Raw genomic sequence first — 17211 nt, forward strand, 5'->3', positions numbered from 1 at the left:
TTCCAGTAACCATCTCCGTTCCTGTCATCCCAGTACTGGGATGACAAAGGAGGACGTTATTCCAGACTGGAATCTCGGCAACCCCTACGTCATCCCGCTACTTGTTAGCGGCGCGGCGGTATGACGTAGGAGCTATAGACTTTGAAATACTTTTTACCGCACTCTTGCAATCAAGTTTCATCAAAAGTCAGATTGCAGAGTTAAATCCTCCATATAAATAACCACGCACTCTATTTGCTTGTTTGGATATATCTCTTGTACTAAGGTTTTATAGATCAACATCTGTTTTTTTATTTCATTTAATGAGGAAACAGAAACGTTACGGTGTGATTTGTAGTCAATTATGATTGCTTTATCTTGCGTTATGCATAGCCTATCTAGTCGTACTAATACTGACTCGCCATCAATTGTTCCACTCAGTGTAATCTCTGATTTGCCCTCTAAGTCAAACAAATAGCTATATTTTTCATTAAAGGCTAATATTTTACTGTAAATTTCATCCTTATCTTCGCTGGTGTTTATCTTGTCAAGATATTTTCTGACCCAGTTTTTTCTCCTTTCTTTTTCTATCTTGGGCATATACTGCAATATGCTGTGGATTATTAAGCCTCTTGTATAACCATCTGTCATCCCAGTGCTTGACACTGGGATCCAGGCTTCTTTTTCACTGGATTCCAGCGTCACGTGCTGAAATGATATCGAAGAGTGAGTAGCTGATGCTGGCTTTTCTTCTTTTTCCAGTGTCAAGCACTGGGATGACAGGGGAGGACGCTGGGATGACACCGAAGAGTGGGCTAAAGCTGGTGGAAGGGAAATGACCGGAATATCAAAATAATCACGTTTTTTATAAATGTAAGGGTAGTTTGCATTCACACATAGCACTTCAACTTTTTCTTTAAATATTGGCTGTAAACTCCTTTGTTTCTTTTTATATGGTTCTCCATACTGAGTGATTAGGTCATACCAAGAGCACTTTTGCACTGGCTCTTTACTTAAGATGTATAACTCATCTTCAGCACGCGTGAGTGCTACGTATAATAAACGCAAATATTCATTATAATCCTCTAGTTTTTTCTCTCTTTTTACTTGATCACAATAAGCATTGTTGTTTTTTCCACACCAAAATGGCACTTCCGTTCCATCAAAGATAATGCTTTCACTGTTTCTTGGCACTGTGTTTGTATCAACCAAAAATACTATGGGAGCTTGCAGACCTTTTGATTTGTGAATTGTCATTATTCGCACAGCATTGCGTTCTGATTGCATATCATTCTTAATCTCCGGATTATTCTCCTTGATCCACTGAACAAACGCTTGAAGAGATGGGTTTTCAAATTGCAACACGAGGTTCATAAATTCGTCTAGAACCTCGAAGCACTCAAGACCTAGCCTTGCAGCAAATTTCTTCTTACCTGTACGCAATATATGTGTAAATAGTGCAAGAGGAGACTCTATGCGAGATAAGTTAATGAGATAGCTTAATTCACTATAGATAACCACAGAATAATCCTGAATTCTTTCCCATAGTGAATGCTCTTTACGATCATATGCAATGTTAAATAAATCATCCTCAGTAAAATTGAATAACGGTGATTTTAAAGCATTTGCAAGAGCTAGATCATTTGTCTGGAGGAGTAAAAATTCAGCCAAAGCTATTAAGTCCTGCACAGCTATATAGTCCATAATTCTAAAATAATCTCGGCCTACAACTGGCACGTTTGCTTTTTTAAGTTCGCTTATTATGTAATCAACTAACACGTTTCGTTGTCGTACCAGAACCATAATGTCTCTTGGTTCTATATGGCGATCTTTAGCGACTAAAATCCGCCCTTCGTTTAACCAATTGTGAATTCTGTTGGCTATTGTTTGAGCAAGTAATCGGTCCGCTATTATATGATTTTTCCTGCATGTCAGAGGAATTTGTAAAGCTCGCTGTTCTTTCTCTTTACACTTTGGTAACGCTGGCCAAATTTCAATATACCCTTGATCATTTTCTCTATGTGGAACATGTTTTATTTCATTATCATTAAAAGATATTTCTGCGCGGAAGTTATTAAATATTCTATCTACAAGCATCAAAACTTCTGGAGTTGAACGAAATGACTTTTCAAGTTGGCATGATATCCAACCAGTTTTCGTATGAAAGTATTGTTGCATATAGTTGAATAGATGGGAATTTGCTCCTTGAAATCTGTATATGGATTGTTTTACGTCACCAACTACAAATAAGGTTCGCTTTTCATCATTGCCGGCAAAAAATTCATCGCAGAGATTTGTTATAATTTTCCATTGACTGATGCTATTGTCTTGCGCCTCATCAACAAGAATGTGATCTATTTTTTGATCCAAGTTAAACAATATCCAATCTTTATGATCTGGGTCGCTGAGAAGATTTGTTGCTAAATCAATTATATCATTGTAGTCAAGCAGTGCATTTTTTGATTTTTCGCTATTATATAGATCAACATATACTTTAAATATACTAAGTAAGCTGCTGGTTCTCTTGAATATTTGATAAGAGTTCATGTCTCTTATATGGGTAAATACTACATTCTGAACGCTCTCTATTATTTGCTCTGCATCTTTGAATTTCTCCAAAATACTTTTTGTTGCAATGGATGATATGCTCTTTTTTTCGTTTGATTCCAATTTGAGAAATACCTTGGCTAAATCTTCTATTCTGGTGTCTTTCCGCTCCATTCCGGTGTCATCCGAGTAGCTGACACTGGTTCTTTTTTTCTGGATTCCAGTGTCAAGCACTGGAATGACACCATTTGGTACGGACGGTTTTGTGCTATTAAACCAATCAGAGAGCATTGCACTATAACTCTGATCTCTTTTACTGCCTTCACTTAATATCTCGGCTAGTCTTTCCACGTGCTCAATTGTTTCACTCTGTAAGTCATGAATTCCATCTGGAGCATTGAGTTTATCTTTGATATATTTCGAATCATTTGCTGACATCGATCTTTTTACACATAAAGTATAAAGCAAATCACGTAGTTTATTTTCATCAATTTCAGTTGCAATAAGGTTGATATCATCCTGCACAGTTTCGTTATGAAGCACTTTATTGAATATGAGTGAATGTAATTCTTTACATTCACTCAGTGTACAATTTGGGGCGATGCCAGCTTCTATAGGAAAGCTGGAGATTAATTTGTAACAGAAAGCGTGTATGGTTTGTATAGTTAGACCAAGATTTTCCAGTTCAGAGAAAAGCCTTCTTGCTCTTGTTAAATAATCTTTATTTTTTCTGGATCCCAGTGTCACGCACTGGGATGACATTGGAAAGAAATCTAGTTGTTCTAGATCTGCTGCCAACACACTATCTGAACATATTGCCCACTTACTGAGTATGCTGTGAATGCGATTCTCCATTTCGTTTGCTGCAGCATTGGTGAATGTTAAGCAAAGAATATTTCTTTTGTTTTCTAATAAAAGTCTCAATACTCTGTCTATTAAGATTTTTGTTTTGCCTGTACCAGCGGACGCATTTACCCACACAGAGAAATTAGGATTTATGGCATTTGATCTCATCAGAAGTGCGAAAACCTTATAAAAGTTGACTAGAATAGCATTATACATATAATGTAAAAATAGTCTTAGTGAAGATATATAATGAAAAGTTTTTGTGTAAAGGCGCCTGCAAAAATCAATCTTTTTTTGCATGTTGTAAATAAGAAGGAAACAGGATATCACTTGATTGAAGGTTTGTTTGTCTTTGCTAATCTCTCTAATTTTTTGGAGATAAAAGTAGGTGAGAAGGATTCTAGATATGATAACTCTACAGTTGAATTTATAAACTCCGAGTCTAGAATAAATAACCAGTATAACACTGTAACGAAAGCGGTTAATCTGCTGCTTAGACATGCTCCTGTACGCACTAAAGTCACTGTAAGGGTTGTAAAAAACATACCAATTGCTGCAGGACTAGGTAGCGGATCCTCAGATGCTGGAGCTGTGATACGCACGCTAGGAAAGCTGTGGGAGGTTGATAGGACGATTTTAAATGAAATAGCCTTAAACGTCGGTGCTGATGTTCCAGCAAGCGTAGATAGCAAGCCTGTTTTTGTTAGAGGTATTGGCGAAGAATTATGCCACATTAAAAAATTCTCTTTACCTACGAATGTGGTGCTTGTGAAACCGAAAAAAAAGTTTTTGATTACACCAGAGGTATTTTCCAAACATGAAGGAAATTTTTCTGAGCCAATTAACTGGTGCGATGACGCTGAAAAGGATTTGTTGAAGCTTCTTAAAGAGACGAGAAACGATCTTCAAGAAATAGCAATAAGCCTTGTTCCTGAAATTAAGGATGTGATATCAACACTTGAGTCACAAGAAGGCTCTATACTTTCTCGCATGTCAGGCAGTGGTGTATCATGCTTTGGAATATTCGATAGTGAGGAAAATGCAAAAGCTGCTGCAGTTAATATCAGAAAAAAGCAACCAGAGTGGTGGGTATGTGACACTCAATTAATAGTTTGACTTATGCCCTTAATTTCCGAGAATAAAAATCTTATAAATGGTTACAGGGAAGGAAAATTTTTGGTGAATAATAGAGAATATTGCGGCTCAATTATAGTTTTTCCTGAAAAGGTAATTAAATTGAAAGAAAGTGATATAAATAGCAAGGAACATTTTGAATCTTTTTTAACAGAGGAAATAGAAATTTTGATAATAGGTACTGGTAAAATACGCAATATACTAAGTTCTTCAGTGAAGTCCTATCTTATGGAACAAAAAGGTTTAAATTTTGAATTTATGACAACCGGTGCAGCATGCAGAACCCATAACGTTTTAATATCCGAAGATAGATTTGTTGTCAGTTATCTCATAGCCATATAGCATGCTTGAAATGTTTACCCAGGATTTTTTCATCAACAGTCTAGTTGCAGTAGTCGTAATTAGCCTAGTAACAGGCGCTTTAGGATCGTTTATGATATGGCAAAGGTTATCTTATCTTGGTGATAGTTTGTCCCATTCTTCATTGCTTGGTATTGCACTTGCTTTAATCTTTAAGATTAGCCCATCGCTTAGCATAATGCTCATTGCAATTACATTTGCTATACTACTTTCTCTTAATTTTAACAGATTATATTCTGCTGATACGATATTGAACATTGTTACCAATGTAGTTTTATCATCGAGTTTAATACTTATGTCTTTTCTTCCATCTGGCAATAATAGTATTATTAGCTCACTGTTTGGTGATATATTAACGCTCGATCAAAGTGATATAATATCGATTTTTTTAACCTCTCTAATAGTTACTTTGATATTAATATTTAGATGGCGTTATTGGTTAATGATTTCAATTAATCAAGATTTAGCAGTAGTTGAGAAGATTAATGTTAATTTTGTTAGACTAGAATTTTTAATCACTCTTGCTATATTTATAGCAATTGCTGCCCAATTAATAGGAATATTACTCATTGCTGCATTTTTGCTAATACCAGCAGCATCTGCAAGGCTCATTTCGAAAACTCCAATGCAGATGATTATTGTTGCAACAGTTTTTTCTGTGATTTCTGGGATATCAGGTCTGATGTTATCTGCAAGTTTTGATTTGTTAACTGGACCTGCAATTATACTTGTTGCAGCCGTGTATTTAATTGTCGCTTATTTTATAAGGCTAGTATTAAGTAGGTTGGCTTAATTTTAGTCTCTAGTATTAATAATTTTGTAATATACTCATTATAAAACATCACTATCTTAGCACAAAATAGTTTTTGCTATACTATTATTTATATGCTAATGATAAGTTGTTAATTTTATGGAGTAAGCAATATGAGCGAAGAAGGATTTTTTTCCAAATATATATCTCAACCTGTGAAAAAATTTTATAATTATATTACAGGAAAAACAGAAGAGTCAGATGATGTAGCAGGTGATGTGCATAATATTGCACAAGGAGACTCAGAGTCTTTGGATACTCATGTACAGTCAAATGAGAATGATATCATATAGATAGCATGAGGGTTACACCATCCAAAGTTAAAAGATTCCTAGAGAAACCTGATGCTTTAAGTGGTGTGTTAATTCATGGAAGTGATAACAGTAGGGTTGGTTTTTATGTACAAGAAATAATTGCTAATTTGGATGAGTATTCAGTTCAGGTGATGGATTTTGCAATAGTGAATAAGTCACCCGGTTTACTGTTTTCTGAATTGGCAAACATTTCGATGTTTACCAGCAAAAAATTAATTAAGCTGATAAATGTGAGTGGAGGTATATCCAAAGAGTTAAAAAACGTATTGGATTATAACGCAAGTGGTCACTATGTAATGATGGTAGCAAGTGATCTTCCATATAATTCTGCGACTAAAAGTTATATGGAGAGTTCAAAAATTTTTGGTGTAATTGCTTGCTATAAGGACAGCAACAGCAATCTTTATGACATTATATCAAGTTACTTGAAACAAAATGATATAAAATGCACAAATGAGATAATCTACCATTTGCAATCTTACTTTAATCATAGCAAGCTGCCTATATGTTCAGAACTTGAGAAGTTAGTTTTGTACTTAGGGGAGAGAAAAGACCTAAAACTTACTGATATAGAATTATGCTTTTCAACTTCCGGCAACGACTATGCTACACTTGATGATCTATGCTCTGCCATAGCAAGTAAAGATATGTCGCGCTTCATTAGAATTTCTGATGCATTGATATCGCAAGAAAATTTTTCACCGATAGCGCTAATTCGCATTATATCAAATTATTTCCTACGCCTTGAAACCGTTTTGCTGTCAGTGCAAGGTGGAATGAGTGAGCAGGCTGCGATTGATCAGCTAAGCCCTCCATTGTTTTTTAAACAATTGCAGAGCTTTAAATCTCATTTGAAAAGTTTGCAACTTTCAGAACTTAAGAAGATCTTGGAAAAATTGATAAGCTTAGAAGTTACCTGTAAAAAAACTGATTTAGATCATAAAATGATTTTTCAGCAGGTGATTTGTCATATTACAAATACAATTACTTGCTATAGCTAACAAAGATAAGGTGTAACCAGACTGCATTCTGTGAAAAACACATTTGAGCTTTCTTCAATTTAAAATAAATACAGAAACTAGCTATCTTCAAAAATATGGTTGAATAATTGTGTGTATAATTATTAATATTTTTAAGCATTTTGGCTATGGCTTTATCTAAGTTTCTCGACCCTAAGCTGGATTTGACCTTCAAAAAAATATTTGGAACGGAAAAAAATAAGAATATTCTCATACATTTTTTGAACGATATTTTAGGGTTTACTGAGATAAATCCAATACAAGAAGTTGAGTTTCTTAGCACTATTATGGATCCCGAAGTTGCCTCTGATAAACAAAGTATTGTTGATGTTCTCTGTACTGATTCCACTGGAACTCAGCTAATAATTGAAATGGTGCGACCTGAAAGTCTTCGGTCATATTGTTTAAAAGGAGAGGAATTCATTCAGAAAGAAACTGAAAGGATTCTAAAACTTATTAAACCAGATGTTTTGCCATCTGAGTCTATGCATCAGTGCGAATCGGGCAACCAGTTGGTGCCGAGCGATGCGGACAATGAACCTCCTCTTGAAAAAGAAGATGCTCAATCGTGAGAGAAAGCATAAACTACAAGCATCATGTGGTTGGAGGGCTAGGCTTAGTGGTATGGTGAACGCAAGTGAAGTTTCATAAGTATCGTAATTACGAAAGAGCTAAAGATGCTGACAAGCTCTGACCAAAAGGTAATGTGACATTTTTCATTTCTGGATGTACGCAAATCACCGGTATAGAGAAGCCACCTAACCCACTGTTGTATGATAGAAGGAACAGGGTAAGCCTGTATTTCGCCTATATGGCAAGCAAACCGCAAGGAATGCTGATGAAGGTGCAGGTAAAGGATAATGGAGAAAGCGAATGCCAGTTTGTAATGAAATGGATAGACATTAATTCGCGTGAAAACGAGCAGACTTCCATTTGGTCCTTCGTGACAAGAAACTTTGTCAACCACTTAAGGTAGGAAAGCAGATGATTACAAGTAAAACTGTAAGTGCACTTACCAACAACTCCGAAGCATGGCATATGTGAAAGGTTCCACAGAACTATGCAAGATCAATATTATCTTTAGAAAGAAAATTTACACCTCTTTGGCAGAACTTCAGTTAGATGTAGACCATTGGGTGCATTCTTATACCAATTCTCACTGCAGAACAAACAGATAGACAACAATGGAAAAAAAGCCATACTAAACTAAGTGTAATAGCGAGGTATAAATGGCATTAAGATCAAAATTATTGGATGAAAAAGTAGTGGAATCGGCAAAAGCAATGCTGAAGAAAGTAAGAAATAACGCATACGTTACAAAAAAACTAAATGCTGTAATTGCAGCAAAAAAGCACAGCATAACAGCGGTAGCAAAGATATGTTGCATTTCAAGAACTGCACTGACTGAGTGGATAAAGCACCTAAAATTTAACAGAGAGGAAAAATTGTTTGCTCCACCTCAACGTCGTAGAAAAACTAGATTGGATCAAAGTCAGCGTGAACAAGTTGAAGCATGGATACAAGACAATCCTAATATCACCATTAAAGAAATGAGAATAAAAATCCAGGAAAGATTTGGTTTGGATATCAGTAAGTCCACAGTACACCGTAATATGCAAAGAATGAAATTCTCATATATTACTCCAAGACCAGTTCATAATGGTCAAGATAAAAGCAAACAAGAGGAGTTTAAAAAAAAATCTCAACGAAACTATTGGCAAATATCCAGAAAAAGAGCTATTTTTCTTTGATGAGTCTCGGTTTGGCACACATTCAAAAATTGGACATGGGTGGTTTAAAAAAGGCATTAGGACACAGGTTAAAATAAAATTAGGTAGGCAAAATTTCTATCTCTATAGTGCGGTTAATCCTAGAAATGGAGAGAGTTCTAGCTTGTTTGCACCAAATGTCAACACTGATTGCATGAATATATTTCTTGAGCAGATGTCGCAATATCTAGGAATACGAGAGACTTTTCTCGTTATGGACTGTGCTAGTTGGCATAGGTCAAAAAATTTAAAGGTACCTAAAAATATCGATATTATATACCTACCTCCATACTCACCTGAGCTCAATCCTGTTGAGAGGTTTTGGTTATATATAAAACAGAACATTTTGTGCAATAAAATATACGATACAATTACCCTGCTTGAGCGCACTTTGTGTAAATTTGTTACCTCTCTTACCCACTCCATAATTAAACAACTCTGCAATGTCTCCTATTTGTCCTCCTAATAATGAGAATTGGTATTACAATAGATCTAGACCGCATTCAGGTAAATATTGCTATCCTATGCAAACCTTTTTTGATAGTATGCATATTGCTTATCAGAAAAATATTGATAGCATTAAACAGGATGCTGATTTTGGTTTTGACTTTGTCAATTCTTCTGTCAGTTAATTCACGCCTGTCAGATCAAGTCTAAACTATTACAGCTAAAGTATGGGCAAGAATATATTGAAAAAGGAATGAACTATTATGAAACACGTTACAAAGAGAGAGTTAAAAAAAACTTGATCAAAAAAGCACAGGAATTTGGCTACATCTTAGTTCAAAAAGATGAACTAGTTGAGGGAGTTTCTTAGAAGCGCATAGTTGAAGTCAAAGTTCTGGTTAAGAAATGTTGCTGCTGAGTTGTTTGCACTGAAAAAAGCTCTGTTAAAAAATGAGATAGATGTTTTTAGATTTGCCAGACGTGCCAGAAAATTGCGAAAACGTACAAGGTATTACTTGAAGGAGATATTTTACCTACCTGAAGCAATGTATCTGTTCAGACAATGGCGTCAACTTAAGAACCTGTTTAAAATCTTCGTAATAAGAGAGAAATGAAGGAGAGAACAACCATCTGTAAGCTAGTGTTGAGTTTCCGCTCGCAATTTTTCCACAAACGCCTACATTTTTCCAACCAAGCAAAAGAACGCTCAACAACCCATCTCTTTGGCAGTACAACAAAGGTGTGTAATTCACTTCGCTTTATTACTTCGACCGTCGAACCAATAGTTGCTTTTATTTGTGTTGCAAAATTTTCTCCAGTGTAGCCTGCATCAACAAGTATATTTTTAACTTCAGAGAGTTTTTCTTTAGCATTTTCGACCATTTTCATGGCACTGCTGCGGTCGGTTGCTTCTGCCGTTGTTACATAAATCGCGTGTGGTAAACCTTGTGTATCTACTGCAATATGGCGCTTTATTCCTGAAATTTTTTTACCTGCATCGTAGCCCTTATTTTCAGCAGTATCTGCATTTTTTACGCTCTGAGCATCAATTATACAAAAACTAGTTCTTTCTTTCCGACCATTGCTGATACGTGTCTCTCCAACTAATTTTTTTTAATACACGCTCCAAAGTACTTTCTGTATCTTCGCTTGGTTTTTCACTCCATTTTTTAAAATATTCGTAACAACTTCGCCATTTTGGAAAATCTTTTGGCAGCATTCTCCACTGACAGGCACTTTTTAGGACGTACAGCACTGCACAAAATACATCATACAAATCAAGTTTTCTTGGTTTTGTTTTCTTCCTACTACTCTCCAGAATTGATCTGATTTTTTCAAATTGTTCTCGACTTATGTCACTTGGGTATAAATTTCTCATATATCCTTATTCATATACATCATCTCATAGTTTATCACTTTTTTGAGATTATGAACAGGTTCTAAGAGCATACATTAGCAAACTCTCCTAAAGACATGATGGCGTTTGGGCTTATCTACTTTATTGCGGCTATACAATCTTCCCGGTCGGATCTTAACTTTGGCGCGTATACTTAAAAAGGGCTTGAAAATCTTTTGGCGCAACGAGCACTTGATAAAGTTTCTGTCTCATCACACCAAATAAAACTGAAAAATTTAAACGGTACTCGGCAATTTGATCTGGGTTCCAAGGCCCTTGTGCATCACACATATGAAGCGATAATATATTGCACATGACCAAGTTTGCCCAAAATTCTTGTAATACAGCCTCTAAATTTACCCCAGAAAAATTCTCTAACTCTGCTCCTACTTTGAGTCGTTTGTAGCACTCTTCTATGTGCCACCTTAATACATAAGCTTTACTGATATCTTCCAAAGTAAATTTTTCTCGATCAAAAAGTGAAGTAACTAATACCTCTGTTTCTCCGTTAGCTAATGTCAGCTCTTACTTTCTGTCCTTTCATTTTATTTTTTAGCTTTTCATTTTCTAATATAAAATCAAAATCTGATTCGCCAGATGCAATTCGTTCCCATAGCTTGCTATAATTTCTTTTTTGCAAGCGAAAAATAAAATCTACTTCCAAATCATCATGCTGCTGAATGAATTTTACTGAAGGATAACCACGATCATAGATAAATAATAATTTCTTTTGATTTAATGAACGCATTTGAGTGATAACTTCGGGTAATTGCTCTTCCGCCAACGTTTGTTCCCAAGCCGCAAGGCGAGCACTGCAAATCAGTGAAGTACATAAATCAACAAACAAAGAAACTCTTGCCAATGGTGGCATTGTGCCTGTTGTTCCATTTGGTTTAAAGCGGCCAAACTCGGATACAATTTCCTCAGAGCTGGGTAATCTCATACCAGAACCATCTGCTGCAATAAGTCTATAGCCTCTCCAGCTCAGATTCATCTTGATAGGCTGTTTGGATGCTTAAATTCTTTAAAACCTGTATTTATACCTTGCTTTAGAAAAAGCTTGCTTTGAGGGTACATGTCAATGGCTCCATAAGTTCACATTCTATTCCCAAACTTTTTTTAACTAACTTTAAAATCATAGAAAATACTGTCGTAAAAGGGAGTTTTCTTGTTCGCGTGAAACTGTTCTTTCCAACACAATGGATTCTCTGAAAAGCTTTCGAGTATATTATATTTTTAATTTGTAGAATAAAATTTTTTCCTTTTTGCATGTTTTACCTAAAAAGGACACATTTTAGACTTCTTTGTTGAAATAAAACAGCAACAAAAGTGCTATTTATTGCAGCTTTTGGGTAATTTAATGGTAAAAATTTTAGAGAGAATTTTTATACACTATCACCGATATTTTTCCTTAAGTTGACGCCATTGTCTGTTCAGATGCATGGCTAATGCTGAAACAAAAATTCCAGTGCTCCCTTTCTTGTCATCCCAGTCTGGCATGGCTTTGTTGCATCGCACCTTATACTGGTAGTAATTTACGATAAATTCATGTAGCCATTTCGCATACCAATGTCAGTGAATTTATTGAGCAAATAACACTTGAGTCGCAGTTCCTTCTCACGATTAACCTCAGATTTGTTCCGAAAACTAAACCAGAATGTTTGTTTCAGTCGCGAGAAAAAACCTTCTACATAAGATCTTTTCCCATAATTTACTTTCTTTTTCCATTCTTTCACGCCATCTTCACCGTATAATTTTATTAATCTAATAGCAGCATTTCTGTCAGACATATAATCTATTTCTGGATGTTCTGCCGCATTGTTTATTGGTGGAATTTTTGCCTTTATATCATATTCGTTACACAATTTATAAAACTTGTGCCTATCATATGCCCTATCTACATATAGTGCTTTTATGGCATGAACTTCTTTAAGCAAATCACAAGCTCCATAGTGATCAGACCGTTACTGTATTTTACAGCTATATATTCAACATTACATGCAATTTTCTATAGCTGCAATACTTTCTATCTTTGCTATTTTCCTTCAGGAGTATTGTTGTATATCTGTACTGTCTATAGCAATTTCGATATCTTCCATATTATTTTCTGCAATCATTTATCTTAATATTAAGTTTCTTTTGATGCTTGTGAATAGCTGCAAATTTCTTCCTATTTGTTGCAAATATCCTTTTATAAACCCTACCGTTTGTCTTAAACCAATTCTAAAAAGATTGACGATTATATGCACCAAAATTACGACTTTATCACTGTAAATATAGTTGCCGCCTTGCATTTTTGGACTATTTTCATACCAATTTTCGATAGCTTCATTGATATAACAAAAAATGCTTCCTCTTTCTTGGAGAAATTTGTTATATTCATGGCAGTTACTGACTCTCATTTTTTGTGGCATATTTTTTCTTCAAAGGTTAAATGGCTATTTTATAATGAATTTTGTCAGTAACTGCCAGATTTTTTCGGTTGCTATGCAACAAAGCCATCCCAGACTGGGATGACATTATAGGGGCACTGAGATGACATCCTCCTAGTGAAAATTGCTCTCAAATCACAATGTTCGTACAGTAAGCTGCTTGCAGACACCATTGTTACAATGTTCATGCAATTGAAATAGCGGTCAATTAGATTAGCTATAGGTCAATCACAAGAGAAAATTAAAGCTTTTCAGTTTGATTTTTTATTACAATAATTAGATTTATGTTCTTAACTAAAAATAATGCTTAGAAACTTTCTCCTGATTTTTGTATTCGTATTATTCACGCCGCTGTCAAATGCTGATGCCAGGAAATACATCAGAATTGTTGGGTCTTCAACTGTTTTTCCTTTTATTTCATTTATAGCCGAGGAGTTCAATCGTGTATTCTCCTTTAAGACTCCAGTTGTAGAATCAATAGGAAGTGGATCAGGGTTCAAAATGTTTTGCTCAGGAATAGGGGAAGAAACGCCAGACATCACCACTTCATCTCGCCCTATGAAGGAAGTAGAAAGAGAACTATGTAAAAGGAATAAAATTAATGAAGTGATAGAGATCATCATTGGCTATGATGGAATTGTCATTGCAAATTCAAATCAAAGCCATAGATTTGATTTCACAAAGAAGGACTTATTTGAAACTTTATCTGCATATTCTCAAGAAAATGATAAATTAGTAAAAAATAATAAGAAGTTTTGGTCTAATGTAAATCAAGCCTTACCAAAAACAGAAATTGAAATTTATGGTCCACATCAAAATACAGGTACATACGAAACTTTGGTTAATTCTATTATGCTTGATCAATACTCATGCATGAACTCAAGCATTTTCAAGCAGAATTATAAAGACCAGGAAGAAAGAAAGAAAGCATGTAGTAGTATAAGGGATGATGGAAGGTATATAGAAGTTGGAATTAATGAAAACGTAATAATACAAAAATTGAAAAGTAACAAGAACGCCTTAGGGATATTTAGTTTCAGCTTTTTAATGAGGAACCAAGATAAAATACAAGGAAGCACAATTGCAGGAATTGAGCCAACTTACGAAAATATATCATCGGGAAAATATATATTAGCAAGACCTCTATACCTTTACATAAAGAGGGAACACCTGGATACTGTTGATGGATTAAGAGAATTCATAAAAGAAATTATAGATTCGATCAGCATTGAAGATGGGTATCTATCTAGGCTTGGTCTAATCCTACTTTCAAGTGAAGATATAAAGAAAGCTTCAGCAAAAGTTTATGATGTGATGTGATGTTTTTGTTCTAGAAAGTAGTCTGCAGTATGTTTGTTTCAGTCGCGAGAAAAAACCTTCTACATAAGATCTTTTCCCATAATTTACTTTCTTTTTCCATTCTTTCACGCCATCTTCACCGTATAATTTTATTAATCTAATAGCAGCATTTCTGTTAGACATATAATCTATTTCTGGATGTTCTGCCGCATTGTTTATTGGTGGAATTTTTGCCTTTATATCATATTCGTTACACAATTTATAAAACTTGTGCCTATCATATGCCCTATCTGCATATAGTGCTTTTATGACATACTGAAAATCGACTTCTTTTAGCAAATCACAAGCTCCATAGTGATCAGACCATTACTGTATTTTACAGCTATATATTCAACATTACATGCAATTTTCTATAGCTGCAATACTTTCTATCTTTGCTATTTTCCTTCAGGAGTATTGTTGTATATCTGTACTGTCTATAGCAATTTCGATATCTTCCATGTTATTTTCTGCAATCATTTATCTTAATATTAAGTTTCTTTTGATGCTTGTGAATAGCTGCAAATTTCTTCCTATTTGTTGCAAATATCCTTTTATAAACCCTACCGTTTGTCTTAAACCAACTCTAAAAAGATTGACGATTATATGCACCAAAATTACGACTTTATCACTGTAAATATAGTTGCCGCCTTGCATTTTTGGACTATTTTCATACCAATTTTCGATAGCTTCATCGATGTAACGAAAAATATTTCCTCTTTCCTGGAGAAATTTGTTATATTCGTTTTGGTTACTGACTCTCATTTTTTGTGGCATATTTTTTCTTCAAAGGTTAAATGGCTATTTTATAATGAATTTTGTGTATCCGTTCAGCAGAGTGGCAAAATAGGTAGACAAGATAAACCAAAAAGATAATCATAGGGTAAACGTGAGGTAATATGATTGATCTAGAAGAGCTCTGCAAAAATTTACAGCAAAAAATAGAAAAGTTAGAAGCAAAAATAGAAAGGCTGGAAAGAGAGAATGAAAGTTTAAAAGCAGAGAACAAGGCTTTAAAGATAGAGAACGCTGAATTAAAGGAGAGGCTCGGTTTAAACTCGAAAAATTCATCTCTACCAAGCTCTAGAGAGTTGTACAAAATAAAAAAGGACAAGCCAAAGAGCGACAGAAACGTCGGTGGTCAGGTTGGTCATAAAGGAAGTTTTCGCGCCAAAATGGATGCAGATGAGGTGATAAAAGTAAAGTTGTCATCTACTTGTGAATGCGGAGGAGAGATTGCAATATGCAAGGGACCGTACATTCATCAAAAAGTTGATCTTCCGGAAATTAGGCTTATGTAGTGGAATATCAATGGTCGTTGCCGGAGATGCGGGAAAAGAAGAAGCAGTAAGTTACCAGAAGGTGTTACATCAGATACATTTGGACCAAGGGTTAAGTCAATAATTGCAGCGTTCAGCGGGTTTTACAAAAATTCAAAACGCGAAATAGCGAGTGTCGTAAATGATATCTTCAATTTGAACATAAGCGTCGGTAGCATATCAAATAGTGAACATAGAGTTGCTTCAAAATGCAAAAAAATGTATGAGCAGATCGAACAAGAGATAAGTAGGAGTAAGGTTCTACATATTGACGAAACCAGTCACTATAATAAAGGTAAACTCGGTTGGTGTTGGATGTTTGCTAGCAATGAAGCTAGTTTTATAAAATTCAAGAGGAATGAAAGTTTTAAAAAATAGTGCGTTTTGCAATCGTAATAGTTTGATAGTAACTGACAGGTATGCAGCATACAATTACTTTGCTGATAAAAACAGGCAAATCTGTTGGATCAAGAGATTTTGAAACATAGTTGAAGTCAAAGTTCTGGTTAAGAAATGTTGCTGCTGAGTTGTTTGCACTGAAAAAAGCTCTGTTAAAAAATGAGATAGATGTTTTTAGATTTGCCAGACGTGCCAGAAAATTGCGAAAACGTACAAGGTATTACTTGAAGGAGATATTTTACCTACCTGAAGCAATAGGAGCTTCTCGAGTTGCAAAAAATATTTTGAAATCTGAAAGAATGATGTGGAATTTTTTGAATGATTCAGAAAACATTCCATTGACATGCTGAACAGCAGATACGGCATTATGTCGTTTACCGTAAAAACTCATATTTTACACAATCACAGCGAGGAAACACATTCCTCGAACGGATAATTTCATTATACTTAACATGGAAACAAAAGGGCTTTCCAAAATCTCCTATCTATTGTTTCTTAAACCACTCTGCTGAACGGATACAATTTTGTCAGTAACTGCCAGATTTTTTCGGTTGCTATGCAACAAAGCCATCCCAGTGTCAAGCACTGGGATGACACCATTTGTTGTAAACTCACTTTGTTGTAAACTCACTTTTACTCTATGGTCTTGCCGCTATCCTGAACGGATACACATTTGTTTGCAAAGGTAATTTGCACAACAAATGGTGTCATTCCAGTCTGGAATCCAGATACGATTTCATCATATAAATCTTTCCATTCTTGATTTGTTTTTTCAATTAAGTTTATTTTCCATTTTCTCTGCCAGCTTTTTAGAAGCTTTTCTTTACTAATTGCTAAATTTATGTCTTGAAACTCCTCAAAGTAGACTAATTTACTAACATTGTACTTTGACGTGAAACTGGAAATGGCTTTGCTTTTATGCTTCCAAATTCGTTTAATTAAATTTGACGTTATACCTATATACAGGGTCCCATTTTGTTCACTTGCAAGTATATAAACATAATAACTTTTCATATATAGTAACCTGGATCCCAGACTGGGATGACACCATTTGTTGTAAACTCACTTTTACTCTATGGTCTTGCCGCTATCCTGAACGGA

General features: G+C 35.0%; 10 protein-coding genes and 10 pseudogenes. 13 read left to right on the forward strand and 7 right to left on the reverse strand.

The features are described from left to right. Positions 1-180: 180 nt before the first annotated feature. Complete coding sequence (locus NBW39_RS04185) at positions 181-3540, reverse strand: UvrD-helicase domain-containing protein (protein ID WP_250295714.1); 3360 nt, start codon at positions 3538-3540, stop codon at positions 181-183. 81 nt (positions 3541-3621) lie between these two features. Between NBW39_RS04185 and NBW39_RS04190 the strand changes: the two genes are divergently transcribed. From NBW39_RS04190 to NBW39_RS04240, 11 genes and pseudogenes are all read left to right on the forward strand, one after another. Continuing rightward, positions 3622-4488: a 4-(cytidine 5'-diphospho)-2-C-methyl-D-erythritol kinase gene (locus tag NBW39_RS04190; protein ID WP_250294605.1), complete on the forward strand. Its 867-nt coding sequence runs from the start codon at positions 3622-3624 to the stop codon at positions 4486-4488. Between the two features lie 3 nt (positions 4489-4491). Continuing rightward, positions 4492-4848, forward strand: a complete 357-nt coding sequence (locus tag NBW39_RS04195; RefSeq protein ID WP_256466287.1) for an Mth938-like domain-containing protein — start codon at positions 4492-4494, stop codon at positions 4846-4848. A 1-nt stretch (position 4849) separates the two neighbouring features. Continuing rightward, positions 4850-5659, forward strand: a complete 810-nt coding sequence (locus NBW39_RS04200) for a metal ABC transporter permease (protein ID WP_250294607.1) — start codon at positions 4850-4852, stop codon at positions 5657-5659. Between the two features lie 131 nt (positions 5660-5790). Next, positions 5791-5970 carry a hypothetical protein gene (locus NBW39_RS04205; RefSeq protein WP_010082539.1) on the forward strand — a complete coding sequence of 60 codons (180 nt, stop codon included), beginning with the start codon at positions 5791-5793 and terminating at the stop codon, positions 5968-5970. Between the two features lie 5 nt (positions 5971-5975). Next, on the forward strand, positions 5976-6992 hold the full coding sequence (gene holA, locus NBW39_RS04210) for a DNA polymerase III subunit delta (protein ID WP_250294608.1): 1017 nt from the start codon (positions 5976-5978) through the stop codon (positions 6990-6992). A 146-nt stretch (positions 6993-7138) separates the two neighbouring features. Continuing rightward, positions 7139-7384: pseudogene (locus NBW39_RS08985) on the forward strand (PD-(D/E)XK nuclease family transposase); the annotation flags it as partial. Between the two features lie 656 nt (positions 7385-8040). Then, positions 8041-8167: pseudogene (locus NBW39_RS04220) on the forward strand (IS481 family transposase); the annotation flags it as partial. A gap of 72 nt (positions 8168-8239) precedes the next feature. Then, positions 8240-9245, forward strand: a protein-coding gene (locus tag NBW39_RS04225; protein WP_250294609.1) for an IS630 family transposase whose coding sequence is annotated in 2 segments (ribosomal slippage) — positions 8240-8701 and positions 8703-9245 — 1005 coding nt in all. Because the reading frame shifts where the segments join, the coding sequence is not laid out codon by codon here. Positions 9246-9258: 13 nt separating this feature from the next. Then, positions 9259-9411: pseudogene (locus NBW39_RS04230) on the forward strand (IS481 family transposase); the annotation flags it as partial. A 35-nt stretch (positions 9412-9446) separates the two neighbouring features. After that, positions 9447-9596 (forward strand): annotated as a pseudogene (locus NBW39_RS04235) (IS110 family transposase); the annotation flags it as partial. Positions 9597-9621: 25 nt separating this feature from the next. Then, positions 9622-9774 (forward strand): annotated as a pseudogene (locus NBW39_RS04240) (IS66 family transposase); the annotation flags it as partial. A 37-nt stretch (positions 9775-9811) separates the two neighbouring features. Here NBW39_RS04240 and NBW39_RS04245 read toward each other — a convergent pair. From NBW39_RS04245 to NBW39_RS09230, 3 genes and pseudogenes are all read right to left on the reverse strand, one after another. Beyond that, a protein-coding gene (locus tag NBW39_RS04245) for an IS5 family transposase (protein ID WP_250294610.1) occupies positions 9812-10604 on the reverse strand; the annotation gives its coding sequence in 2 pieces (ribosomal slippage) (positions 9812-10339 and positions 10341-10604; 792 coding nt in all). A gap of 74 nt (positions 10605-10678) precedes the next feature. Next, positions 10679-11893: pseudogene (locus tag NBW39_RS04250) on the reverse strand (IS4 family transposase). Between the two features lie 264 nt (positions 11894-12157). Next, positions 12158-13036 (reverse strand): annotated as a pseudogene (locus NBW39_RS09230) (transposase). Positions 13037-13357: 321 nt separating this feature from the next. On the opposite strand from NBW39_RS09230, the gene NBW39_RS04265 reads away from it, so the two are divergent. Next, positions 13358-14374 (forward strand): substrate-binding domain-containing protein, encoded by a 1017-nt coding sequence (locus tag NBW39_RS04265; protein ID WP_250294613.1) that lies wholly within the window; start codon positions 13358-13360, stop codon positions 14372-14374. Between the two features lie 27 nt (positions 14375-14401). On the opposite strand, the pseudogene NBW39_RS09235 reads toward NBW39_RS04265, so the two are convergent. Continuing rightward, positions 14402-15169 (reverse strand): annotated as a pseudogene (locus NBW39_RS09235) (transposase); the annotation flags it as partial. Between the two features lie 122 nt (positions 15170-15291). On the opposite strand from NBW39_RS09235, the pseudogene tnpC reads away from it, so the two are divergent. Further along, positions 15292-16609 (forward strand): annotated as a pseudogene (tnpC, locus tag NBW39_RS04280) (IS66 family transposase). Here tnpC and NBW39_RS04285 read toward each other — a convergent pair. Further along, positions 16592-16741 (reverse strand): hypothetical protein, encoded by a 150-nt coding sequence (locus NBW39_RS04285; RefSeq protein WP_250294616.1) that lies wholly within the window; start codon positions 16739-16741, stop codon positions 16592-16594. The pseudogene tnpC and the gene NBW39_RS04285 sit on opposite strands and share 18 nt — an antisense overlap. 107 nt (positions 16742-16848) lie before the next feature. After that, a pseudogene (locus NBW39_RS04290) lies at positions 16849-17124 on the reverse strand (GIY-YIG nuclease family protein); the annotation flags it as partial. Positions 17125-17211 lie beyond the last annotated feature (87 nt).

It is taken from the genome of Wolbachia endosymbiont of Oedothorax gibbosus, assembly GCF_936270435.1.
GTDB lineage: Bacteria > Pseudomonadota > Alphaproteobacteria > Rickettsiales > Anaplasmataceae > Wolbachia.

Bases quoted from the DNA above. Each gene is read 5' to 3' on its own strand.
- NBW39_RS04185 (WP_250295714.1), bottom strand. From the start codon at position 3,540: ATGAGATCAAATGCCATAAATCCTAATTTCTCTGTGTGGGTAAATGCG.
- NBW39_RS04205 (WP_010082539.1), top strand. From the start codon at position 5,791: ATGAGCGAAGAAGGATTTTTTTCCAAATATATATCTCAACCTGTGAAA.
- NBW39_RS04195 (WP_256466287.1), top strand. From the start codon at position 4,492: ATGCCCTTAATTTCCGAGAATAAAAATCTTATAAATGGTTACAGGGAA.
- holA (WP_250294608.1), top strand. From the start codon at position 5,976: ATGAGGGTTACACCATCCAAAGTTAAAAGATTCCTAGAGAAACCTGAT.
- NBW39_RS04190 (WP_250294605.1), top strand. From the start codon at position 3,622: ATGAAAAGTTTTTGTGTAAAGGCGCCTGCAAAAATCAATCTTTTTTTG.
- NBW39_RS04265 (WP_250294613.1), top strand. From the start codon at position 13,358: ATGCTTAGAAACTTTCTCCTGATTTTTGTATTCGTATTATTCACGCCG.
- NBW39_RS04200 (WP_250294607.1), top strand. From the start codon at position 4,850: ATGCTTGAAATGTTTACCCAGGATTTTTTCATCAACAGTCTAGTTGCA.